General features: G+C 48.4%; 24 protein-coding genes. All 24 read right to left on the bottom strand.

The window, feature by feature from the left end; all coding sequences use genetic code 11:
* Positions 1–55: 55 nt before the first annotated feature.
* Complete coding sequence (locus FH749_09320) at positions 56–1096, bottom strand: NAD(P)H-dependent glycerol-3-phosphate dehydrogenase (GenBank protein ID MTI95676.1); 1041 nt, start codon at positions 1094–1096, stop codon at positions 56–58.
* The gene (gene der / locus FH749_09315) at positions 1093–2406 is read right to left on the bottom strand and encodes a ribosome biogenesis GTPase Der (protein ID MTI95675.1); all 1314 of its coding nucleotides are present in this window, start codon (positions 2404–2406) and stop codon (positions 1093–1095) included. Before der ends, FH749_09320 begins: the two co-directional genes overlap by 4 nt.
* A 2-nt stretch (positions 2407–2408) precedes the next feature.
* The gene (locus FH749_09310) at positions 2409–3698 is read right to left on the bottom strand and encodes a DUF512 domain-containing protein (GenBank protein ID MTI95674.1); all 1290 of its coding nucleotides are present in this window, start codon (positions 3696–3698) and stop codon (positions 2409–2411) included.
* Between the two features lie 38 nt (positions 3699–3736).
* Entirely contained in the window at positions 3737–4183 is a 447-nt protein-coding gene (locus FH749_09305; protein ID MTI95673.1) for a DUF3189 family protein, read from the bottom strand.
* Entirely contained in the window at positions 4180–4674 is a 495-nt protein-coding gene (locus FH749_09300; protein MTI95672.1) for a DUF3189 family protein, read from the bottom strand. The genes FH749_09305 and FH749_09300 overlap by 4 nt, the downstream gene beginning before the upstream one ends.
* A 30-nt stretch (positions 4675–4704) precedes the next feature.
* The gene (locus FH749_09295; protein ID MTI95671.1) at positions 4705–4908 is read right to left on the bottom strand and encodes a hypothetical protein; all 204 of its coding nucleotides are present in this window, start codon (positions 4906–4908) and stop codon (positions 4705–4707) included.
* Positions 4898–5821 (bottom strand): hypothetical protein, encoded by a 924-nt coding sequence (locus FH749_09290; protein ID MTI95670.1) that lies wholly within the window; start codon positions 5819–5821, stop codon positions 4898–4900. The genes FH749_09295 and FH749_09290 overlap by 11 nt, the downstream gene beginning before the upstream one ends.
* Positions 5821–6477 (bottom strand): DUF1614 domain-containing protein, encoded by a 657-nt coding sequence (locus tag FH749_09285; GenBank protein MTI95669.1) that lies wholly within the window; start codon positions 6475–6477, stop codon positions 5821–5823. Before FH749_09285 ends, FH749_09290 begins: the two co-directional genes overlap by 1 nt.
* A 24-nt stretch (positions 6478–6501) precedes the next feature.
* Positions 6502–7548 carry a type 2 isopentenyl-diphosphate Delta-isomerase gene (locus FH749_09280; GenBank protein MTI95668.1) on the bottom strand — a complete coding sequence of 349 codons (1047 nt, stop codon included), beginning with the start codon at positions 7546–7548 and terminating at the stop codon, positions 6502–6504.
* The gene (locus FH749_09275) at positions 7541–9529 is read right to left on the bottom strand and encodes a bifunctional 4-hydroxy-3-methylbut-2-enyl diphosphate reductase/30S ribosomal protein S1 (GenBank protein ID MTI95667.1); all 1989 of its coding nucleotides are present in this window, start codon (positions 9527–9529) and stop codon (positions 7541–7543) included. The genes FH749_09280 and FH749_09275 overlap by 8 nt, the downstream gene beginning before the upstream one ends.
* A gap of 64 nt (positions 9530–9593) precedes the next feature.
* Entirely contained in the window at positions 9594–10274 is a 681-nt protein-coding gene (locus FH749_09270) for a (d)CMP kinase (GenBank protein ID MTI95666.1), read from the bottom strand.
* 25 nt (positions 10275–10299) lie between these two features.
* On the bottom strand, positions 10300–11118 hold the full coding sequence (aroF, locus tag FH749_09265; protein ID MTI95665.1) for a 3-deoxy-7-phosphoheptulonate synthase: 819 nt from the start codon (positions 11116–11118) through the stop codon (positions 10300–10302).
* A gap of 15 nt (positions 11119–11133) precedes the next feature.
* The gene (aroH, locus tag FH749_09260; GenBank protein MTI95664.1) at positions 11134–11505 is read right to left on the bottom strand and encodes a chorismate mutase; all 372 of its coding nucleotides are present in this window, start codon (positions 11503–11505) and stop codon (positions 11134–11136) included.
* Between the two features lie 154 nt (positions 11506–11659).
* Complete coding sequence (locus FH749_09255) at positions 11660–12244, bottom strand: cob(I)yrinic acid a,c-diamide adenosyltransferase (protein ID MTI95663.1); 585 nt, start codon at positions 12242–12244, stop codon at positions 11660–11662.
* Positions 12245–12247: 3 nt separating this feature from the next.
* On the bottom strand, positions 12248–14107 hold the full coding sequence (locus FH749_09250) for a glycine--tRNA ligase subunit beta (protein MTI95662.1): 1860 nt from the start codon (positions 14105–14107) through the stop codon (positions 12248–12250).
* A gap of 66 nt (positions 14108–14173) precedes the next feature.
* A complete protein-coding gene (recO, locus tag FH749_09245) occupies positions 14174–14935 on the bottom strand; it encodes a DNA repair protein RecO (protein ID MTI95661.1) in 762 nt (253 codons plus the stop codon).
* Positions 14935–15798, bottom strand: coding sequence for a GTPase Era (locus FH749_09240; protein MTI95660.1), 864 nt, complete (start codon positions 15796–15798; stop codon positions 14935–14937). Before FH749_09240 ends, recO begins: the two co-directional genes overlap by 1 nt.
* Before the next feature lie 5 nt (positions 15799–15803).
* On the bottom strand, positions 15804–16217 hold the full coding sequence (gene cdd, locus FH749_09235; GenBank protein MTI95659.1) for a cytidine deaminase: 414 nt from the start codon (positions 16215–16217) through the stop codon (positions 15804–15806).
* Positions 16218–16229: 12 nt separating this feature from the next.
* Positions 16230–17282, bottom strand: a complete 1053-nt coding sequence (locus tag FH749_09230) for a DUF881 domain-containing protein (GenBank protein MTI95658.1) — start codon at positions 17280–17282, stop codon at positions 16230–16232.
* A complete protein-coding gene (locus FH749_09225) occupies positions 17279–18334 on the bottom strand; it encodes a DUF881 domain-containing protein (GenBank protein MTI95657.1) in 1056 nt (351 codons plus the stop codon). Before FH749_09225 ends, FH749_09230 begins: the two co-directional genes overlap by 4 nt.
* Positions 18335–18340: 6 nt before the next feature.
* Positions 18341–18706 (bottom strand): diacylglycerol kinase family protein, encoded by a 366-nt coding sequence (locus FH749_09220; GenBank protein ID MTI95656.1) that lies wholly within the window; start codon positions 18704–18706, stop codon positions 18341–18343.
* A gap of 6 nt (positions 18707–18712) precedes the next feature.
* Entirely contained in the window at positions 18713–19147 is a 435-nt protein-coding gene (ybeY, locus tag FH749_09215; GenBank protein MTI95655.1) for an rRNA maturation RNase YbeY, read from the bottom strand.
* A 15-nt stretch (positions 19148–19162) separates the two neighbouring features.
* The gene (locus FH749_09210) at positions 19163–21340 is read right to left on the bottom strand and encodes an HDIG domain-containing protein (protein ID MTI95654.1); all 2178 of its coding nucleotides are present in this window, start codon (positions 21338–21340) and stop codon (positions 19163–19165) included.
* Between the two features lie 4 nt (positions 21341–21344).
* Complete coding sequence (locus FH749_09205) at positions 21345–22250, bottom strand: PhoH family protein (GenBank protein MTI95653.1); 906 nt, start codon at positions 22248–22250, stop codon at positions 21345–21347.
* Positions 22251–22307: the final 57 nt, after the last annotated feature.

Here is a 22307-nt window from a genome sequence, read left to right as displayed (position 1 = left end):
CAATATATATATGTGCAATTTTTGGATGTATGCCGATGACAGGAAAAAAGCCCGTCTATATCTTCATCAATTTACCTTTTATTGCCACTATATCTTCGGTCTCATTTGTCTTGCCACGGAGCATCAAACCTCCGACAGCGTCTAGTGGAGTCTGCTTGTTCTGCAAAACATCCCGGAGCGCGCAAGTGATTGGCATACTAACGGACATTTTCTCAGAGAGCTGGGCAGCAATCTCAGTAATCCGAACACCTTCCACCACCATTCCGGTGCGCTCCATAATCGCTATCATACTTTCCCCCTGACCCAACGCGTAGCCGGTCTTCCAGTTGCGACTATGCTTACTAGTACATGTGGCTATCAGGTCTCCTATCCCTGCCAATCCGGCAAAAGTAAGACTGTCGGCGCCCATCTGCACACCCAAGCGTGCAATCTCTGTCAGCCCCCGGGTCATCAGGGCCGCTTTAGTATTATCACCAAAGCCCAAACCGTCACAAATTCCTGCAGCAAGCGCGATTATGTTCTTCAAAGCGCCAGCCAGCTCCACCCCAACAATATCAGGATTGGTATAGACGCGAAATTTTGGAGTCATAAATACATCCTGCACAGTTTGGGCTGTGGAGTCGTTGGTGGCGGCCACCACTGTGGCGCTAGGAATATCTCTGGCCACTTCCTCCGCGTGATTGGGACCGCTGAGGACCGCAACCAACTCCGGCCGGCCAGTTACCTCTGCTAATACCTGGGAGCTGGGAAGGAATGTTTCCTTTTCCAGACCTTTGCTGAGGCTAACCAAAATCGTCTCCGTTTTTAGATAGCGAGCTACTGCCTTGGCGGTCTCCCGCACCGCCTTTGAAGGAGTTGCAATCGCCACCAAATCAGCATCAGCCAATGCAACTGCTAAATCGGCGGTAATTGCTATATTTGCCGGCAGCATCACACCTGGCAGATAGGCGGTATTTTCCCGGTATTTGTCTAATTTTGAGGCAAACTCCTGTTTCCGTGACCAAAGGGTTACCTGGCAGCCTTTTTTGGCCAGAACAATGGCAATCGCCGTTCCCCAGCCGCCGCTGCCAATAACTGCAACACGGCGCGTATTCATTGCTTTTCCCCCCGTTTACGTAGAATAAACTGAATTGGCGATCCCATAAAGCCAAAGGCCTCCCGAAACCTGTTTTCAAGGTAACGGAGATATGAAAAGTGCACGAATTCGGGTTCATTACAAAAGAGCACAAATCTAGGCGGCTTAACACCGACTTGGGTTCCATAATAGATCCGCACTTTCTTGCCCTTAGCTGAAGGTGGATTGGCTGCCAACGCATCGTTTAATAAGTCGTTAAGCAGGCCTGTGCTAATCCGCATGTTGTATTGCTCCACAGTCCCGTGGATGAGCGGAAACAGCTTTTGTATCCTAGCGCCGGTCAGGGCCGAAATAAACTCGATTACGGCATAATTGAGAAACTTGAGTTCCCGATAAATTTCTTCCCGGAACTGATGCATGGTATGGGTATCACGTTCGACAGCATCCCATTTATTGACCAAGATAATTATTGCTTTACCGGCTTCATGGGCAATGCCGGCAATCCGCTTATCCTGTTCCGTTACACCATCCACCGCATCTAAGACCAACAGGGCAATCTCACAGCGTTGTACAGCGCGGATACTTCGCAACATGCTGTAATACTCCACGCCGGAAGCAAGTCGACTCTTTTTGCGAATGCCGGCTGTGTCGATAAATGTGTAGTTTATATCATCATGAACGATTCTGGTATCGACAGCGTCCCTGGTCGTTCCTGGAATTGAGCTTACAACAGAGCGTTCGCTCCCGGATAGACGATTAATCAAAGATGATTTCCCGACATTGGGTCGGCCGATTATCGCAACCGGAATGCCGTCATCTTCAGTTCCCTCTGGCAATTTTTCCAGATGAATAACCAACTGATCCAGCAAATCCCCGATGTTCAGGCCGTTGGCGGCTGAAACTGGAATCGGTTCTCCAAGCCCGAGGCCGTAGAATTCCGCCACTTTGGCGCTGCTGTCGGCAAAGGAATCGACTTTATTTACCGCCAACAGCACCGGCTTATTTCGCTTGCGGAGAATGGAAGCCAGCTCCTCATCAGCCCCGGTAACGCCTGCCTTGGCATCGACAACGAAGATTATACAATCACTTTCTGCAACAGCTTCTTCAGCTTGCCTGGTGACGGCGGCGTCTAAAACATCACCATCCCAGACAAAACCGCCGGTATCCACTAGCATAAAATGAAATCCATTCCAGTCAGTGGCTGCGTACAAACGATCCCGGGTCACTCCCGGGGTATCCTCGACAATGGCAATCCGCTTCTGCATGAACTTATTAAACAGAGTAGACTTCCCCACATTGGGGCGCCCGACCACAGAAACAATTGGCAACATTTTTATTCCTCCCCACCTGCAAGCAGTTCAAATAGATCTAGTATTGTCTCCCGTGCCTCCACTTGACAGCGGGCGACAGCAGTCAGTTCATCGAGAGTATAGTCATCTACAAAACAGCCGGCCCGGACCGCCGTTCCCGGAACTACCAGTAAATCCGGGGGTCGGGATTCGCCTTTTAGTGTTCTGATTATGTCGCTGCCCGACAAAAGTCCAGCGACAGTGATGGTTTTGCCTAAGAATCTATTCTCAACACCCTTCACAGTAAGCTCAAGACCCGCTAACTTAGCCTCCAGCACTGTCTGCGCCCTGGTCAATACCGGCGCTGCGAGAGTGCCGGTTAACAGTAGCACCCGTTGGAAAGAAGACTTGTACTTCGGTTTCTGGGCTACAGTTTCCAAATCCATCAGGGTCTTACGGACCATCCCTACCCCATTTTCCAATTGCGAAAAATCTTCATAGTATTTACGTTCGGGAACAGTACGCCCTGAGAGTAGAAAAATTTCATCAGCAATATATACAGTTCTGCGGCCTGTTAGCTGATAAAACCGTTCCCGATATGTGTCGGCCAGCTCAATAGTAGTTTGGGCAGTCTGAGGGTCAACCGAGGGGATCTGGGGCAGACCTTGGCGATGTTTTGTCAACCCCACCGGCACTATTGCCAGTGACAACAGCTGATTCGCCATCGTAAGTAAATCTGATAAAGTTTGTTCCAGAACCTGTCCGTCATTGTAGCCAGGACAAAGGACGATTTGACCATGGAACAGAATACCGTTTGCTGCCAGGCGCTCCAAAATCTCCACCAGATTGCGGCCTCTGTCCTTACCTAGCATGGCGCGGCGGACTGTAGGGTCAGTGGCATGTATCGAGATATATAATGGTGATAGATGCTCATCTATAATTCGCGCTAAGTCCTTTTCACTTAAGTTGGTCAGGGTTACGTAATTGCCATGCAGGAAAGACAGACGGTAATCATCGTCCTTGACATATAGAGTCTGCCGCATCCCCGGCGGCTGCTGGTCGATAAAACAAAACACGCATTTATTGGCGCAGCTTCTTGTTACAAAATCAAATTCCAGGTCGAGGTCATCATCATAGTCCTTTTCTATATCATAAACTGTCAGCTCACCATTTGCCGACAAAATTTCAATTGCCACAGTTTGACAATTGATATGAAAATGATAGTCCAGAATATCATTGACTTTATTACCATTGATAGTAAGAATTTTATCCCCGGGAGCAATGCCCAACTCCCACCCGATGCCTGCCGGCGCTGCTCTTGCGACTCTTAGCAATCCACTCACTCCTAACGACAAAAGCTGACCTTACCAAATTATACTTGTTCAGCCCGCGCTTGTAAAACCATATCCCGCAGTTTGTGGTAATTGCGTGCAATTTCCCGGGCCGCAAGTCGCCTCCCAAAATCACGGCTCCGTGGATAGTTAGACAAATAGCCGCCGATTCGCGTCCAGGGACCGATTGCCCGCAGACAGTCAACCAGTTTGTAGTGGAGATCAATCCCCAACTCGCCGATTATGCTGTCCAGCAGCCGGGAAAAGACCAAGCTGCCGCCGTTAATGCCAACAAAATATACTTTATTGTCTGCATTATCGCGTCCGGCAAATACAGGAACTCCAAAATCTACTCTCTGCAGACAATCGAAATAATCTAAGCGCAAAATATCATCAGCTCCAGGGTTGTCCGGCAGTTTCTCCAAATGTATGGCTGCTGCAACTACCGACATATGCGCCCCCCGATAACAATGGTAAATATAAATCAAATCCTCTCCTCCTTAACCACGTCAACTATCTTTTGCAAATCGTATATCGCCTTTTTGACTCCGTACGTAACCAGTGGTCGACCAATCTGTTTAAGTCCCAGCGCCCTGGAACACACCCCGCCCAATTTCATCCAGAGATTTACCGCCGGCAGTGTGTCGATAAAATGCATATGCTGATAATGCTGGCCAAATATCGCCAGCGTAGCTTTTAATGCAGTAATCACAGACGGCCCTACCGTTTCCAGGCCGACCGAAAACACCAAATTTCCGTTCTCATCAGTGCCCACAAATTGCAGCACTCCATGGTCATCTGCTTTTTGTGTATCAAAATACGGCAGGCTCAACAAATAATTGTCCGAAACTGCCTGCTCTGGCTTTAGCAGTCCGGTATGCAAAGCGGCAGCAACTGCCGACGAATGTGAACCGCCGTAGCAGTGATAAATAATAATTTTCTTGATTTCTGTCACCACCACCGTCGAATTCATCCGCAAAAGGTCGAATTTTGTGATTGCCCGGGAAAGTCAATGTTTTACTACAACCATTACGTCGTTCTCAAGGTCATGGGCCACCGCCTCCATGATTCGAGAGAGATACATGGAAATCTTTTGTTGTTCTTCTTTGTTTTCAGCAACAAATACTGGCCCTAAACCAGGGGATGCAACTTTGTCCTTGCTCGATTCTAGAACAACGGTTGCCAAAATTGCTTTTGTTAAATCAACCTTCATTTGGTCTTCGCTCCTGTCCAGAACTGGTCTCACTGGGCCGGGATACCGACCCTTCCAGCACGGGGATTTTTTCCACTGCTTTCAATAGCGCAGTTTCATCCCGGAAATCCGGTACAATCACCAAGCCCAATTTACCTGTTTCCACCTGTCTGCGCACCAAAGGCGTAAACTCGGCTGTATCCACATCTTTATAGACTCCCAACAACATTGCGCATATATGGGCAATCGCCTGGCGTTGACCGGTATTGGCAAGCGTGGCCGCCGAATCCATACTTCGCGGTTCGATTATCAGTCCCAATCCATGCTCCAGATAAACCTCTTTAATTTCTTCCAAACCAAGGTTCATGAAGTGCACATCATCAACAAATAAATTTGGTCCCTCGAAGCGTATTTCCCCGATTTTGACCTTAGCTATGTGGCCAAGCCGTTTACCTTCCATGACCTTTGTCATGAAGAATAAGAGCAGAGCGGCGGCGCCGGCCATTACCCCTATTCGGACGACTAATGGCTGGCCGTCCAAGAGCAAGATGTCCAGGATGCTAAGGGCCAAAGAACAGCCCATTACCATAAAGTTCCGGGCTTCAAATGCGCGGGCGATACCTTCGATAAAGTGGTCTCCCCGGGGCACCAACTCCCGCTTATCAAGGTTGGACAAAGTCTCCCGTTCAATATTGCGAATATCCCGGAATTGCTGGGCTGCCAGTGCAAGAAAAGTAACTGCCACATATTCTTCCGCCAACAGGGCTGGCAATGCCACAGCTCCAAGACCGGCTGCAATGAACCCCAGGGACATATGTGAGATATAACCATGGGGATATGTCGGGTATTGGCGGTAATCAGAACGTAAAATCAGAATGCGTAGCAAACCGCCAAGGATGCCGGCAATGATTACGGTGGAAATATAGCCCTCCATTATTCCTTCCCCTTTCTGCGCTCATCCGGCGCCACAAGTTCCCTGCTTTCCCCAATCAGTTCAGCAGTGCCAACAGCAAGCACGCCGGCAATTAAAGTCGAATCAAATATTCCAGCGCCGCCGATGTACTGAACCATTCCCAGGGGGATTCGCCAAAACGCCACTAAAGAATCCGCCAAAAGCACCCCGGCAGTGGCGCCAACAAACGCTGAGCGCCGCGACCGGCCTGCCAGATAGCCGATTATACCGGCAACAATCCCGTAGGCATACATCGGGTCTAAAAACATAACTCCCGGCTCCTGGGGTAACACACGATCCACAACCAAAATGGCGACTGTGGTGGCGATTATCGCCAAAACAGCTCGGATTTGCTCAATCCTGGTATCGGCCGTGCCAACCAAATAAATAATCATCGCCAGCGGCACAAGCGCTCCGCCAATGTTTATCCGCAATAATCCGATAGCTATATCCGGCAAGTAAGTGCCAACAAACATTAATCCGATTATCACCAAGGCCGCACGATCACTGAGCCGCATTCTGTCGAGAGTCCTCTGGAGGAGACCCAGAAAAATCAGTGCCGCCAGAATTGTTAACACCAACGGACTTAAATTCAAGTTCGCTTCCTCCCTTCGATTCCTTATCTTAGGTTGCACCATTTTGGATTAAAAAAAACAAGGTCGTCAGACCTTGTTTTGTGAGTAACAAGCCAGCAGCGCCGCCAGCTTACCGCCAATATGAGGTTTTTGATTGCGCAGTTCGCCGATGGATTTTAGTCCCATCAATGCTAACCCCACTCGCAGCTGGCGGATTAAGTTAGCTGTAAACAAATTAGCCGCCTCGGGGCCCTGCCGTATGAGCAACTGCACATAATGCCCGGCTATTCCTGTGGAATCGGCCCCCAACGCCAGCAGCTTTAAGCTCTTCAACCCATCGGTTATCCCTCCGGAAGCGACTAAATCGACCCCCGTGGTTTTAAGCGGAGCACAAAGAGCAACGCAGACCGGGGTGGGATAGCCCCAGTTGGTAAACGGCCGCCACCAATCGCCGCAGTTGCGTCGGCCCTCGATCACGGCAAAATTTGTCCCGCCTGTCCCGCTGATATCGATGCCCTGGACGCCGAGCGTAGTCAATTGTTTATATTGAGCAGGCAAAATCCCAAAGCCCACTTCCTTAACAATAACAGGAACCGATGCGCGGGAACAAATTTCTGCGATATTGTTCAGCAACCCCGATTTAGGCCTGTCTCCTTCTGGCATAATAAACTCCTGAGCAGGGTTTAGATGAAGCTGCAAAATCTGGGCATCCAGCATATCTACCGCTCGCAATGCCAGTGCCGGCGGGGTACTGGCGCTGACATTGGCCATAATTAGTCCATGGGGATTGAGTTTTCGGACTATCCGGAATGTCTTCTCCATACGTTTATTGTCTAAGGCCGCCGTTTGTGACCCAACGGCCATTGGTACTTGGAAGCGCTTGGCGACCTGAGCCAAATTCATGTTGACAGTCATCGTGCGCAGGGTGCCACCGGTAATCGCGTTAATAAAAAAAGGAACATCAACCGGATAACCGCATAGGCTGCCAGAAAGATCAACCTCACCGGGGTTAACCGTCGTCAGACAATCATGGGGAAGCTGAATGTCATCGAAGTATGTAGCAAAAGAACATCTGGACCCTTGTAGGGCAAGGGCCAGATGTTCATGCTTTCTTTGAGCTCTAAATTTACTCATCCGACTGGTCAAACAAATTGCCAAGCCGTTCGCCGATAGTAACCCCAATTGAACCCTGCTCTTGGGACTTTTCTTCTTTGGCTGGTTTACGCGGGGTGCGAGTTGCTTCCCGAATGCTGAGACTTACCCGCTTTGCCTGTGTATCAATGTCAAGGATTTTAACCTTAACATCCTCACCAACACTCAACACATCTCCGGGTTTCTCCACATGTTCTTCAGAAATCTGGGATACATGCACCAGACCGTCGACGCCGGGAATCAGCTCCACAAAAGCGCCAAAATCGGCAAGACGGACAACCTTACCTTCTACAACGTCCCCGGCTTTAAATTCTTTGCCAATTTGAGTCCAGGGATCAGGCAAGGTTTCTTTCAGGCTTAAGGATACCCGTTCTTCCTCAGGATCGACCTTGAGGACATAGACGTCGACCTCTTGGTTCTCGGAGAGAACTTCACTGGGATGTTCCACCCGATTATGGGCCAGTTCGGAAATATGAATCAGGCCGTCGATACCGCCAATGTCGACAAATGCGCCAAAATTGGTGAGTCGGCGGACGATCCCTTTGACTACCGAGCCTTCTTCCAAATTGGCCAGAGTCTCGGATTTCTTTTCTTCCAGTTCTTTGAGCAGATACGCCTTCCTGGAGACAATAACCTTGTTGCGTCGGCGTTCCAACTCAATGACCAAGATGGTCACTTCCTGACCAACAAATTGGTTGAGGTCTTCAACGAAACGCAAGTCAACCAAGGAAGCAGGCATAAACCCTCTCAACCCCAAGTCGACAATCAGGCCGCCCTTTACCACTTCAACTACAGGAGCGGTAAGGGGTGTCTGGTTTTCGAAAGCCTCTTTGACCTTGGTCCAGGCTTTGGACTGGGCAACCTTACGGGCTGACATCTCCAGTAAATCATCAGACAGCTTGGTCACTTCCGCTTCGATGGAGTCGCCAACAGCGACCAATTCGCTGCAGTCGTCCACCCGACGGAAGGACAGCTCATCTTTACGGATAAGACCTTCCAACTTGTAGCCAACATCGACCAGGATTTCGTCTGGATTCACCTGAACAACCTCGCCAACTACTATATCGCCAACCGCGATCGGTTTAGTTTCTTGTTCCAAAATTTCGCTGGTCTCCTCCTTTGTTTCAACGCCATCATTATTAATTTCATTCACCACGTCAACTACCTCCCTTATAATCCATTCCGGTGTAGACGCACCGGCAGCAATGCCAACGGTTTGGATGTTATTAAACCAGTTGAGCTCAAGCTGCGATTTGTTTTGTATATGATGTGTCGGAACACCGGATTGCGAACAAATGTTAACTAACTCTCTTGTATTAGAACTGTTGGCGCCGCCAATAACCAACATCAAATCTACTTTAGCCGCCAATTGGGCGACCTCCCGTTGGCGATCTTTTGTGGTTGGACATATCGTATCAATTATGTCCAAATCCGGGTAACGGGAGCGAAGAATCTTTAGAATATCCTTTAATTTATCCAGGTTGTAGGTCGTTTGAATAACAGCTGCAGCCGGTATAGGGATGCTGGCTCCTTCGGCATCTTCGATACTATCCACCACAGTCAGGCTGGATTCTGACCAACCCTTTATACCTTCAACTTCCGGGTGATCATCTTTACCAATTATAACTATGTGCTTACCCTGTCGACTAATATCCCGAACAAGATTATGAATCCGGGTCACATACGGGCAGGTGCCATCAATTACATTGTATCCCTTGGCGGCCAAATCATCGGCGACCTCAGGCCCCACTCCATGGGAACGCAGGACAACAGTGTCTGTTCCCTGTTGAAAATCCTCCGCGGCCTTTATCCCTTTGGCCTCAAGATGGGCAAGCATATCGGTGTTATGAACCAGGGGGCCATGAGTCAGCACCGGGCCTACCGCGGCGACGTCTTCTGCTTTTTTTAGCGCCCGTTTTACTCCCGGGCAAAAACCTGCATACTCTGAAATAATTACCTTCATTTTTACAATTCTCCATGTCTGAAACTAACTAAGATTATATAACAAATTCGGGCATTTGGCAAAACTAGCACTTATTCACCACAGAAAGCACTTTATCCAGAACCTCGGGAATAGTCAGTTCGGTGGTGTCAATCACAATTGCATCCTCGGGAATAGAAAGCGGCGCCACAGCCCTGGTGCTGTCAAGATGGTCCCGGGTTAAGATATTTGTTCGGACTGCCTCCAAACTTACTTCCTCAGATGTTTGCTTCAATTCTAAATAGCGTCGCTCCGCACGTTTATCCGCGGAAGCAGTGAGAAAAAACTTATATCTCGCGTGGGGCAGAACCACTGTGCCTATATCCCGACCTTCCATTACAACATCACTTTCGGCAGCCAATTGCCGCTGGATTTCAGTAAGCGCGTTGCGCACGCCTGGCAGCTTGGCCACCAGTGATACTCCGGCGGAAACTGCTTCGCTGCGAATAAGCTCACTGACATCACGCCCGCCATAATAGGTGCGAAAGCTGCCTGTGCAATCAGGCACAAACCGGAACATATATGCTGTAACCAAATCGACGATAGCACGTTCACTGTCCGCTTCCAGGGGCAAACTATGCTCCAACGCCAATAGTGTGGCTGTCCGGTACATAGCCCCGGTATCGATATATTGAAAGTTTAACCGGTAAGCCAGGGTTTTGGCAATAGTGCTCTTGCCCACCCCCGCCGGTCCGTCAAATACAACAGAAATTTTATTTGTCCTCATTGCCAACCTCCATTTGTCCTACCCTTTAAAATTCGACGTTAATTCTTGAATCCCTGCAAAAAACTCCAGACAGGATTGCATTAACGTCAACACATATCTGCTTCAGTTGGCTGGGGGTCAGCGATTGGGGGCCATCCGACAGCGCCTTGGCAGGCGCCTGATGCACCTCAAGCAATAACCCGTCTGCGCCGGCGGCCACAGCAGCACGGCATAATGGGGGGACAAGACTGGCATCGCCGGCGGCATGGGAAGGGTCCACAAAAATCGGCAAATGCGTTAATTGCTTCAAAGCTGCAACCGCGCCCAAATCGAGGCAATTACGAGTCCTTGTTTCAAATGTCCTGATTCCACGTTCACAAAGAATGACATTGGGATTACCCTGGGTGAGTATATGCTCGGCAGCCAACAATAACTCGTCCACAGTGGCTGCAAAGTGCCGCTTAAGCAAGATAATCCGTTCTGTGGCCGCAGCCGCCGCCAACAAAGGGTAATTATACATGTTACGGGCGCCAATCTGAATGATATCTATTTTGGGAGCCAATAGCGCTAATTGTTCTCTATCAAGAGCCTCAACAACCACGGGCTTGTCATATTTTTGGCTGACCTCTGTCAACCAATCAATTCCGCTGCTGCCGACACCGCTAAAAGCGTGGGGAGAGGTTCTCGCCTTAAATAGGCCTCCCCTGACCACATGGACATAGGGGTAAATTTGGTTTATTACCGCCTTCAACTGCTGTTCACTCTCAACGGCGCAAGGTCCGGCTGCAATGACAAAGTCTTCGCCAATGGCAATATCATTGAGCTTAAATACCGACTTGTGACCAGGATAGTGTTTTTCATACATGTATCTGCTCATTGCTTATTCCTCCACCAGATCCGGACGCAACCCCTGGGCTGCACCCAAGTAAACATGCTGAGGCCGGTACTCCCCTGGCTTGTTTGTGACTACCAAAACTCGGAGGCAGGCGGCCAGTGAATTTACTACATGCATTTCCTGGACACAAAACATAGGAACCTGCTGAAAGCCGACAGCCCTAACCGCCTCGGCAGGGTATGCGGCGTCCAAATCCTGGGTTGCGGAAAACATTATGTATACAATATCAGCGCTTTGCAGCTGATTTCTGAGGCAGATCTGACTTACCAGTTCCACCGCGGCAGTGGCGATACTCTGACGAGTATTTTCCACCGGCGCCGTGGCGCCCCTAATTGCCCCACTTATCATTCCATCCACACATAATCAGTCCCCTCAAACTTCTCCAACAATATAAGGTTGCGAGCGCATGCAGGCACGCTCAAAACGTACTGAAAAATGACCAGCAGCAATAGTAATCCAAGCACAGCACGGATTGCCAGACCTTCCACCCGGTCAAGGAACTGCTCATTCATTAATATTCAATCCCTCTTCTGGCCGGAATGCCAACTTCATAAGGGTGTCGCACCTGTTTCATTTCGGTAATTAACTGTGCCCGCTCTGCAATCGAATCAGTCAGGTTTCGACCCGTGAGAATCAGCTCCACCGAGGCTGGTTTTTTATCAATGATTTCATGGACGGTGGCTTCAGTTACCAATTCAAAGTAAACAGCATTAAGGATTTCATCCAGAACAACTAATTGGAACTCGCCACCGCCGACTATGTTGAGGCTACGCTCCACAGCTTTCTTTGAGTAAAAGTGGTCAAAATCAGTCGCTTTGCCTTTCTCGACAAAACATTGACCACAGGCCAGGCAATCGCTTTCTCCTTGCTTAATCAATGCATTATGGGAACATATGCGTCCATATTGCCAAACCTCAACAGCCGGCGCCAACTTCGTCAATGTTGTAAGCTCTCCATAGTAACTACTGCCCTTCATAAACTGAATAAACGCTGCGCGCCAACCGTGCCCGATTGCGCGGATAGTTTGTCCTATGGCAGCCGTCGTCTTGCCTTTGCTGTTACCAGTATAAATTTGAACGATACCGGGTTCAGGCATATTTTACACCTCCGTAGGTTCCAGTTTTGTAAAATCGGCAAATTCCCATAACAACTCTCTGATTTCGCTCAACAGCCCCAGGCGGTTCATGGTAACAGGCATATCATCGAAATCTAGATGGACACTTTCAGTGAATCGGGCCAGCGGATTTTTCAACCTGGCTAATCCAGCCAGTGCCTGTCGGAATTTGCGTTGCTCAAGTTCTGATTCTACCTCATCTTTGAGAACCAGAAGCAATTCAAACAAGTCCTTTTCAGCGCTTGTCTCCAAAAATTCCCGGGCTGACTCTTCATAATTATAGCCTCTGGGACAGTTTTTTTCCACCATAGCGGCCACAGCTATACAATCATCCACCAAATCCCTTTCTTCACCTGAATCAAGCAATTTCACTCTTTCTATTGCTGTATAGACATTGGTCGGCCTAACTGCCAGTAGCGCACGGATGCTCTTTTCCCCATAATTTTGCTGTCGAAGATATGCACCCAAGCGTTCAAGAAATATCTTTAACAATTTGTCAAGGTCTTTACGCTGCCAGGGAACAAGCCCCTGAGATTCATAAAGAGACAAAGAAAAACGTAGCAAACGGGCCAGCGATAAATCGAGGGCAACGCTGTCGACAATCTGGATTATCTGGTCAAATAACTGCTTTACCTCCCGATAGCGGGAAAAACTCAACTCATCTAGATGGTAGTAACCGCAGATATCATCGAGTCGGTCGGCAATGCCCAACACAGCTCCAACCAAAGTATGCGGCAATTTGGAGCAGTAGGTGCCCGGACACAAGTGTTCCCGGATTGCAACGCCAACAACATCAGGCTCACCCAAATGGATAGCCAGTTGTTCTCCCATATGCCCCTGCATTTGCGGGAAATGTTTGCAGACCTGGGTGACAGTATCTGCTTTACAGATACGTGCAGCTTTTTCTGCCACTTCTTCCACCTGCTTGCCGGCATCCAACAAGTCGATAATTGTAATGCTTTGTTTTAAAATCCGTTTCTGTTTATCCCATAAGCTGCCCAAGCCGGTCTTATAAGCTGTTGCCCGTAACATTTGTTCTCTGACCGCCGGTTTGAGATTAAGATCCCTGTGATAAATATTGGCAATATGTGCCAAGCTCTTGTCAAGCAGGGCCTGGAAGCGTTCATCATCCACAGTGTCAGCGTCCACAACCACTAGACCCCGACAGATTAATTCTCCATCCCTGTACAAAGGAAACACGTTATTATCCAGAAGTACAATTCGCAGCAGCTGCTCGGGAAACTGGAGGTGTTGCTGAGGGAAAGTAACCTTGATCACCTCAGGCTTTTCTACAGATATCAAAACTTCATTTAATAGCGATTCTGCACTGATTTCACCACCCAATTCTGCTGCACCTTCAGCCAGAAGCTTACGCAGATAATCTTCCCGTTCTCGATTATCTATCAAAACACCCTGGCTCTCCATAAGAGCCCAGTAGCTTTCAACACTTGTTATCTCGAGTAACTGACCGGTGTTATCCGGAGTCCAGTTTGCAACTTCAAAATCGCTAAGCCTGACAGCCAGCAATTCGTCGCCATAAAGAGCGAGAACATTAACTACTTGCTCCCAACAGTCGGAAAGGCAGCGTTTAAACTGGTTCAAGGCGTCCCCCAAGGCAATTTCGATAGTAGACTGGGAGATAATCTGCTCCTCCGGTTCACCGCTGTTTAGCCAGACGACAATTCTTCGCACACTGAAATAAAGTTCGGAGCGGCTGTACTCGATTTCATGCTTAAGCATACTCTGTTTAACAGCTTCAAATAGAAGTTCCGCGGCCTTGGGAACCCGCCGGTACCCCAAACCGTCAAAAGAGAGTTCAATCAACAAGTTACTTTGGAGCTGCAAAATATATCTCCCCTTAATTACAGGAATTAACAGTAAAACCCTTCAACCTCTGTCGAAGGGTGGAGGTTATGGGCAGTCGTCGCAAACAGGATATAAAATCTGATTCCGGAATGACTGCATTTTAGTCTTTCCCTCTGTAAGGGAAAATATAAGAGTATCAACAATCCCGGAGCACTCCCGGGCTTGCTGGTCAGTAACAGAAAGCTTGTCAAGTTTATTCAGCTCAGTGCCGCTAAGTCGGCGCAGTATGTTGAGTATGTCTGACCTTATCCAGAGCAGGTGCTCACCTTGCCCGCGACACTCTGGGCAAATAACGCCACCGGAATCGGGGCATAAGCTCCCCTGGGCCAGTGACTGATAACATCGAGCACAAACAGAAAAATCAAGTCCATACCCCAGGCTGGCTAAAAACTGCAACCGGCATCCCTCAAACACCATCGCCGACCAGGGGTTAGAATCTAGTAGCTCAAGATAATCCTTGGCGAGCTTAAATGCACTTTCCTCTCCTGCTTCTTCAGCCACAAGTAATCGACATAATTCTAAAATCGCGAAACTTGCCGTGCATTTCTGCAAATCGTTGCGAAGATTACGAAAAGAACGGCTGATATCTGCCTGGCGCAGGTAGGGTAAACCCTTGCCATAATATAATACATACTCACCATAAACAAATTGTTGGACTGGAGCGCTGAAGCGGCTCTTGGTTTTCCGGGCGCCTTTGGCAACAAAACGAAGCATGTTGCCGGATTCTGTAAATAACCAGACAATTAAGTCTGCCTCGCCAAAGCCAAAAACATGGACCACAAGCCCTTTCTGTTTCTGCAGGCGCATTACTTATAGCCCAACGCTTTCAGTTGAACAGGGTCTTTACGCCAATTTTTTCGAACCTTTACAAACAGTTTCAGGTGCACGGGTACATTAAGTAATTCTGTAAGCTTCATGCGAGCGGATTTGCCGATGCGGCCCAGCATTTGCCCTCCCCGGCCAATAACAATTGGCTTATGGGATTCTTTTTCGACAATGATACTGGCCTGAATCTTGGCTTCAGCATCCGACTCCCTGAACTGCTCTATCTCGACAGCCACCCCGTGGGGGACTTCATCATTTAAGAGTTTCAGCGCTTGCTCGCGAATAACCTCTGACGCCACAAACCGCAGGTCTGTATCCAGTAATTGATCTTCCGGGTAGAGCATCTCGCCCTCTGGCAGCAACATCTTCAGTGTATCAATCAGCTTATCCATGTTAACCGCTTCGCTTGCAGACACGGGCACAACCGCCTCAAATTTCCCTTCGGTCTCAAACCGGCTTAAAAGTTCAATCACAACATCCTGCTCCAACAAATCAATCTTGTTCAAAACCAGAACATGGGGAATCTTGGCGCTGAATTCAAGCCAGGATTGTTTGTCCGCCTTGGTCGCATCGATAATAACCAAAACCAAGTCTGCGTCTTCAGCGGCCCTCCCGATTTCAGCGGCCATGTATTCGCCCAACTTGTTTTTGGGCACCTGGGTCCCGGGAGTATCGACAAAGATTATCTGGTAGTCGGAACCAGTGAGAATACAACGAACATGTTTACGGGTTGTCTGATGCTTTTCCGAAGTAATCAAAAACGGTTCTTGTAAAAGCGCATTAATCAAGGTCGACTTTCCTGCATTGGGAGCACCAACAACTGCGACAAAACCTGTTTTAATAATTCCACCTACCTTTCATTCAAGTTCCTGGGTGTAAACGCAGCTGGCAACAGCTGGGAAATGGTGGTGATATCGCCGTGGCCAGCTGTATTTATCAATATAATTTCCGTATTGTCGGTAAAAAACTCACTCATGACCTGTCGGCAGGCGCCACAGGGCGTCGCCGGCTGCTCTGTATCAACGGCAACGGCTATTGCCTTAAACTCCTGTTCCCCCTCAGAGATTGCTTTAAAAATTGCCGTTCGTTCTGCACAGACAGTAAGGCCGTACGAAGAATTTTCGATATTGCAACCGCTGTATATTTTTCCGCTACGGGTAAGCACAGCCGCCCCCACACGATACATAGAGTAAGGCACGTAGGCCTGTTCCCTGGCCTTGAGCGCTGCCCCAACCAGACGTTGATGATAGTCCCCTTTCGTCACCTAGCTTCCCTCCTAACGTGTTTTTGCGGGCAGAGTTAAGTTTTCTCTGGGTTCAGCCTCAATTTCGAACTGTCCAGGGAGCCAAATCTGGTCAAAGAGCAGGAATACAGCAGAGTTTATAGTGTCGTAATCCCCCACTGCCTGGATAACAAGAGGATTGGTACGGATACGAGAACCATCGACGATAATGCCATTATCGCCGTCGATGATAAAACTGGTTGCAGTCATCCGCTTTCCGTCAATTGTAACCCCCAGGGCTTCAGCATCAAAAATCTCACCCACTAAATTTCGCACATCCTCAGCCTGAATGCCCTGTGCAGGCCGAATCCGAAACTCTATGCCTGCCCCGGATAGTTCACCATAGCCGGCCAATTGGGCAGTACGGTTATATTCGTTACGGAGAGCCTGAATTTCCCGCTCCCAGTAAGCAACACTATCATAATCGGACTCGGGTTGGATTATACGGGCTGTGCCATTTTCTATCTCAATATTAATCACTGACTGGTCATAAAAACTGTCAAATAGATTGCGGAAATAGTCGTGGCTGAATAGGGTTGGGACCTCGGCCAATTGCGCGACAGTTGCATCGGTAAGCCGGTTGGAATCACGGGCTGCCAAACCACCATCGGGCAGCGGCTCCAGAGTCAGCACCGTTTTAGAACCAACCGCCTGGATTTCCGGGGCTTCGTTTAATATGGTCATCACTTGTTCACCGTTGCTCCTGATGTACTCAGAACTGATAATATTCCTGACTTCAGCGGCGTCATGCTGTACAAGCTGGGCGAGTTCTGTACGACTCCTGGCCAAATAAACATCATAATGGAGCTTAGCCAGGGCCTGTTTAACCGCACCCCGCTCTTCTACGCCCAAATCAGTAGCAAGATTGCGCATGCTTTCCACCAACTGATTGGCAAAATCCTTAGAGGTGTCCAGCGGCGGTTGCGAGCGCAAATCCCGAATATCCGATTGATTATAGAATACAACCACATTGAGGATAAATATCAAACCTGCCAGGACAGCAATTATAGTGAGTGTGCGTTTAGGCAATTTGCTCACCCCTCTCATTGACGACGCCGGTAGGCAGGCAGATGAATTTCTTCTTCTTCCATCACCTCAACCCGGAGGCCTCGTTGCTCAGTTAAGTAATCAAACAAAGGCGACAGAGCTGCAAGCATTGCGTCAGAATCGCCAACAGCGACAATCACCCATGGCTTTCCTGCAATTGCCTCATTATTTACATACACCAAAGCGCCGACACAGCGTATAGAACTTGAAGCTATCAGTCGTTTGCCACCAACTGTAATTCCCTTGGCGCCATTTGCAAACAATGTATGGACAATTTCGTAAAAATCTTCGGCATGAAACCACTCGGTTGAATCGATGGGAAACTCTGCATCATCGAGGTATATAGTGAGACCGGGACCGGTAAGTTCAGCATGACCGGCCTGCGCCCGCAGCTGATGAAGTTCTTGCTCAAGAAACTTATACTGGTTCTCCAACTGGACAATCGAGCCCACATCGAGAGCCGGTTCCCTGGCCGCGGTTACAGGCAAGCCGTCAACGAGATCAATGACCACCGCTACAGTCTGTAAACGCAAGGCTTCAGGGATTTTATAGTTCATTAACTGTTCTTGCGTTTCAGGCGACAGGTGCTCTCCGCCTTCAATTTCCACATAATTATCACCGGAAAAACTGATGTGAATTTCATGGGGGAATGATTCCAGTTCCTCATGGTTGGGGTCTTGACCAATAATATATTTCAAATCTTGGGCAAGGGAGTAATCTGCATGTTCCCAAATCCGCCGTTCAAGTTCATTCATCTCGGTCATTATGATGTCGTAAACTTCCTCGGGAGTGGTTGCATTATCGATCATGTTTCGGATGTTCACGGCCGGCCAGGCGATGGGCGGATCGTCGACAGATATCCCCAGCTCAGTTGCAGCGTCCAAATTTGCTTCAACCAAACCCTGGGCATAATTTTGCACAATCCGCAACTCTTTGGTGCTAAAACTAATGATGTCAAAGGCAGCCAGTACTTGTACAACCGAAAGGCAGATTGTCAAACTTAAGACTATCAGCAATCCATTAAGACATTTCTTTTGCCACCGGTCAGTCATCAGGCATCACCTCACAAAATCAATTATTCGGGGCAGAATTATGAATAGAGCAGCAATCAGCGCAAATATAGCAGAAAGCAAAACGGCAGCGGCGGCACAATTTTTGGCGATTTTCGCCAGTGGATGAATGCGCGTTGTATACAGGTCAATAGTTTTCTCGATGGCCGTGTTAAACAACTCGCAAATCAAAACGGCAAAAGCCGCCGCAAACAAAAGGACAGCTTCGACAGCTGGGATATCCAGCCAGAAGATAATTGCGGCCAATAAGATTACCGAGAGGATGTGCACACGAAAGTTACGTTCTGTGCGCAACGCATACTGAAAACCCTGCCAAGCGTAGTAGAAGCTCTGCCATAAGGTTTTGGCACGCATCGGCAACTACCTCCCTGCATCCATCTTGGTCAGTAACTCCTCTTCCCGCACTCGCATTTGGCGATTGGGTTCATTGCCATGCTTATAACCAATCAAATGTAGCAGGCCGTGGATTACTAACCAAGAGAGCTCGCGTTTTAGCGAGTATCCATACTCTGCTGCTTGTTCAGTTGTCCGTTGCCAGCAAATATATACTTCTCCCAACATGCCAGCTTCCTCCAAAGGAAAGCTCAGCACATCGGTCACCGAGTCTTTTTGCCGGTAATCTCTGTTCAACGAACGTATAAAGTCTGCGCTGGTTATGATGACATTTACCGTACTGGTGCCACAGAGCTCCGGATCATTGTCAGCAATCACCCGAGCCCGGTTGATAACATCGGCAATCAGCGCCTGTTCTTGCTCCGATAAATCATCATGGTCGATAAATAAATCCAGATTCATTTCTTCACTGTCCTTTTATGAGCTGGCATTTGCCAGTTCTTGTTCTGTCGGATAGGCAATTCGTTTATGATGCGAACCGGCCAAATTGCGGACAAAGGCGTCCCCAATAAGGTTAAGCTCCCGCAGTGTTAAATCGCAATCATCCAATTGTCCGTCCGCCAACTTATCATTGATAATCTTCTTCACCAGATTGGCAATCCGAAACTGATTGGGCTGGGACAATGAACGGACCGCAGCTTCAACCGAATCTGCAAGCATAATAATTCCTGCTTCTTTAAACTGGGGACGCGGTCCCTCATAGCGGAATTTTTCCTCCAGCAATTGATCCTTGCCGGTACGCTCTGCCAAAGCCCGGTGATAGAAATATCCGATGAGACTGTCGCCATGATGCTGCTGAATAATGTCCCGGATTACCGGTGGTAACTTGTATTGATTTGCCAGCTCCACTCCATTTTTAACATGGGCCGTCAGAATCATGCTGCTCAGGCTGGGGGGAATCTTATCATGGGGGTTGTCGCCGGAAAATTGGTTTTCGATGAAAAAATACGGCCGGGACAATTTGCCCAAATCATGGTAATAGGCGCCGACCCGGGCCAGGATCGGGTCAGCATTTACCACTTCGGCTGCCGCTTCCGCCAGGTTGCCGACAAGAATGCTGTGATGATAAGTTCCCGGCGCTTCTAATAATAGACGTTTCAAAGGTTTTTGGTTGGGATTTGCCAACTCAAGTAAGCGCACCGAGGTTGTTATACCGAAGGTGTTTTCGAAAATCGGCAAAAGGCCAATGGCAAAGATTGAAGCCAAAATACCACCGCCCACACCCATAAGCATTTCAATCAACACGCGCTGAAGTGAAGGCATAGACACTGAAATACCTTCACCAAGCAAAAACACACCGGATATTAGCACAAAGTTGGCCCCGGCAACAATCAATCCGGCCCGGGTTAAGTCGGAGCGTTGATTAACATTTGTCACGCTGAATGCGGCAACGATACCACCAACCAGTGCGAGCAATACTGAATTGAATTCGCCTCCAGTCATTAGCCCGATTATCAGAGATAGCGAAACGCCGAAAAACACACCCAGATTTACGTCAAAGAGAATTGTAATCAGCATTGCCGCCATCGTCACCGGCATAATCAGGGGTTGCTCCAACAAATTAATTGAGACATTTGCCAGAATAATCGTGACTATGATAATTAGCCCCAACAGCAAGACTGACGAAGCGTTTTCGTACACCTTGGGGTAAAGTCTGTATAGATAATATGCCCAGACAGCAAAAATAAAGAAAATTATCCCTGCCAAACCAGCGTAATATCCATAGGCGACCGACCCCTGAAGCAGCCCCAAAGCCTGGAGTTGATGAATATGGGTCGAGGTTACCACCTCGCCCTGGTCAAGTATTTTTTCTCCCCTGCGAATAACTATTTCATCAACACTTTCCCAGGCCTCCCTGCGGGCCTCAGCGGTTTTTTCAGGCGAGAACACCCAATTGGGCCGAAATTCTGCCCTCAACTTGTCGTTTAAGAATCCAATAATTGCCGGTTCTACATCCAGTCTGTTAAACTCAGCAATCAGGTTATTCAAATGGTGCTCACGGTTGTTTTCGGTAACCTCAAAGCGCATTTCCTCAAGTATCAGTGCTTCTACATTGAGAATAATCTGCTGCAGTTCCGGCAGTTCTAGTGTCAACAGCGCCACAGCAGTATGCTCGTCCACAGTCGGGTCAAATTCTTTGATTGCCGCAACCATTCCATCGATGTCGGGTTCCGGCTCTGACTCTAAATCGCCGTCCTGATCATCAGCGCCGTCATCCACTCCCGTTTCAGTTTCTCCAGGTTCTTCAATCGGCTCCCGCTCCAAGTCATATACAAAAGACAATAAAGCAGTAACCGTTTCCGCCACTTCATCAACGATGCGGGGATCCCGTTCATATTGGTCCTCAACAGCATTCTCCGCTTCCTGGCGGGCATTTCTCGTGGCTGTTTGATCGATAACCTCCCGGGGAGCGAAAATAGTTTCCGACGCAATCTGCCCTTCCTCCAAAGCATGCTGGGCAGGTAAAATCCCAACGACAACAGCCATGAATATAAGGATGCATAGCAAAACTGCCTGCACAAATCTATAGGAGCGTGTGTGGGTCAGCCCATGAATTTTGCCAATATGGGGAATCTTATTTAAAATGTTTTTCACGTGCTCACCTCATTTTTTCGGCATACTCAGCATACGCCCGGACAATTTCACCCACCAGTCTATGTCTGACAACATCGGCCTGATCCAAATTAATAACGCCAATACCGTCGATACCGCTTAAAATACCTACTACCTGGCGCAAACCGGAAACCTTGTCCCCAGGCAGGTCAATCTGTGTGATATCACCGGTAATTATTGCTTTTGAACCAAAGCCAAAGCGGGTCAGAAACATTTTCATTTGTTCCGGTGTGGTGTTTTGCGCTTCGTCAAGTATGATAAACGCATCATTTAGAGTCCGGCCACGCATATACGCCAGGGGCGCCACCTCAATAATACCCTTTTCCATAAACTTTTGATAGACATCGAGGCCTAAAAATTCTAACAAAGCGTCATATAACGGGCGCAGATAAGGATCGACCTTGTCCTGCAAATCGCCGGGCAAAAAGCCCAAGCGTTCGCCTGCTTCGATTGCTGGTCGGGTTAGGATAATTTTACTTATTTGCTTCTCCTTCAGTGCCCTTACAGCCATGGCAACGCCCAAATAAGTCTTGCCGGTACCAGCCGGTCCAATGCCAAAAACCATTTCGTTTTTTTGGATCGCTTTAATATAGCGGTACTGTCCCATGGTTTTGGCATAGATTTTTTTGCCGCGGGGAGTGGTGATTATTACATCCCGGTAAAACTGGCGGTAATCGGCGGGGCTGCGGCGATAATTTTTAACCATATATGCTATTTCATCATAAGTGGGAGAATGACCAGAGCGGATTATTTCCAATATCTGAACTACCAGTTCCTTTGCCTGTTCACATTGTTCTTTAGGTCCGGAAAGCACCAAACCCTCATCGCGAACATTGGCTCGAATGCCAAAATTATTAATGAATATCTCCAAATTTTTATCCTGGTTTCCCATTAATTTTGCCAGCTCGACATTATCTGTTAGCTTTACCACACAACTGAATTCCGCCAA

It is taken from the genome of Bacillota bacterium (assembly GCA_009711825.1).
Taxonomy (GTDB): domain Bacteria; phylum Bacillota; class Proteinivoracia; order UBA4975; family VEMY01; genus VEMY01.
Note: the sequence above shows the minus strand (reverse complement) of the source record. Positions and strands in the feature narration are given on the sequence as shown.

Excerpts from the sequence above, each read along its gene's own strand:
- FH749_09270 (MTI95666.1), bottom strand. The coding sequence starts at position 10,274 with ATGAGGACAAATAAAATTTCTGTTGTATTTGACGGACCGGCGGGGGTG.
- FH749_09280 (MTI95668.1), bottom strand. The coding sequence starts at position 7,548 with ATGAGTAAATTTAGAGCTCAAAGAAAGCATGAACATCTGGCCCTTGCC.
- FH749_09290 (MTI95670.1), bottom strand. The coding sequence starts at position 5,821 with ATGGAGGGCTATATTTCCACCGTAATCATTGCCGGCATCCTTGGCGGT.
- der (MTI95675.1), bottom strand. The coding sequence starts at position 2,406 with ATGTTGCCAATTGTTTCTGTGGTCGGGCGCCCCAATGTGGGGAAGTCT.
- FH749_09275 (MTI95667.1), bottom strand. The coding sequence starts at position 9,529 with ATGAAGGTAATTATTTCAGAGTATGCAGGTTTTTGCCCGGGAGTAAAA.
- FH749_09205 (MTI95653.1), bottom strand. The coding sequence starts at position 22,250 with ATGGGAAACCAGGATAAAAATTTGGAGATATTCATTAATAATTTTGGC.
- FH749_09230 (MTI95658.1), bottom strand. The coding sequence starts at position 17,282 with ATGAGAGGGGTGAGCAAATTGCCTAAACGCACACTCACTATAATTGCT.
- FH749_09225 (MTI95657.1), bottom strand. The coding sequence starts at position 18,334 with ATGACTGACCGGTGGCAAAAGAAATGTCTTAATGGATTGCTGATAGTC.
- FH749_09320 (MTI95676.1), bottom strand. The coding sequence starts at position 1,096 with ATGAATACGCGCCGTGTTGCAGTTATTGGCAGCGGCGGCTGGGGAACG.
- FH749_09220 (MTI95656.1), bottom strand. The coding sequence starts at position 18,706 with ATGCGTGCCAAAACCTTATGGCAGAGCTTCTACTACGCTTGGCAGGGT.
- FH749_09295 (MTI95671.1), bottom strand. The coding sequence starts at position 4,908 with ATGAAGGTTGATTTAACAAAAGCAATTTTGGCAACCGTTGTTCTAGAA.
- FH749_09285 (MTI95669.1), bottom strand. The coding sequence starts at position 6,477 with ATGGTGCAACCTAAGATAAGGAATCGAAGGGAGGAAGCGAACTTGAAT.
- aroF (MTI95665.1), bottom strand. The coding sequence starts at position 11,118 with ATGTATGAAAAACACTATCCTGGTCACAAGTCGGTATTTAAGCTCAAT.
- recO (MTI95661.1), bottom strand. The coding sequence starts at position 14,935 with ATGCGCCTGCAGAAACAGAAAGGGCTTGTGGTCCATGTTTTTGGCTTT.
- FH749_09255 (MTI95663.1), bottom strand. The coding sequence starts at position 12,244 with ATGCCTGAACCCGGTATCGTTCAAATTTATACTGGTAACAGCAAAGGC.
- ybeY (MTI95655.1), bottom strand. The coding sequence starts at position 19,147 with ATGAATCTGGATTTATTTATCGACCATGATGATTTATCGGAGCAAGAA.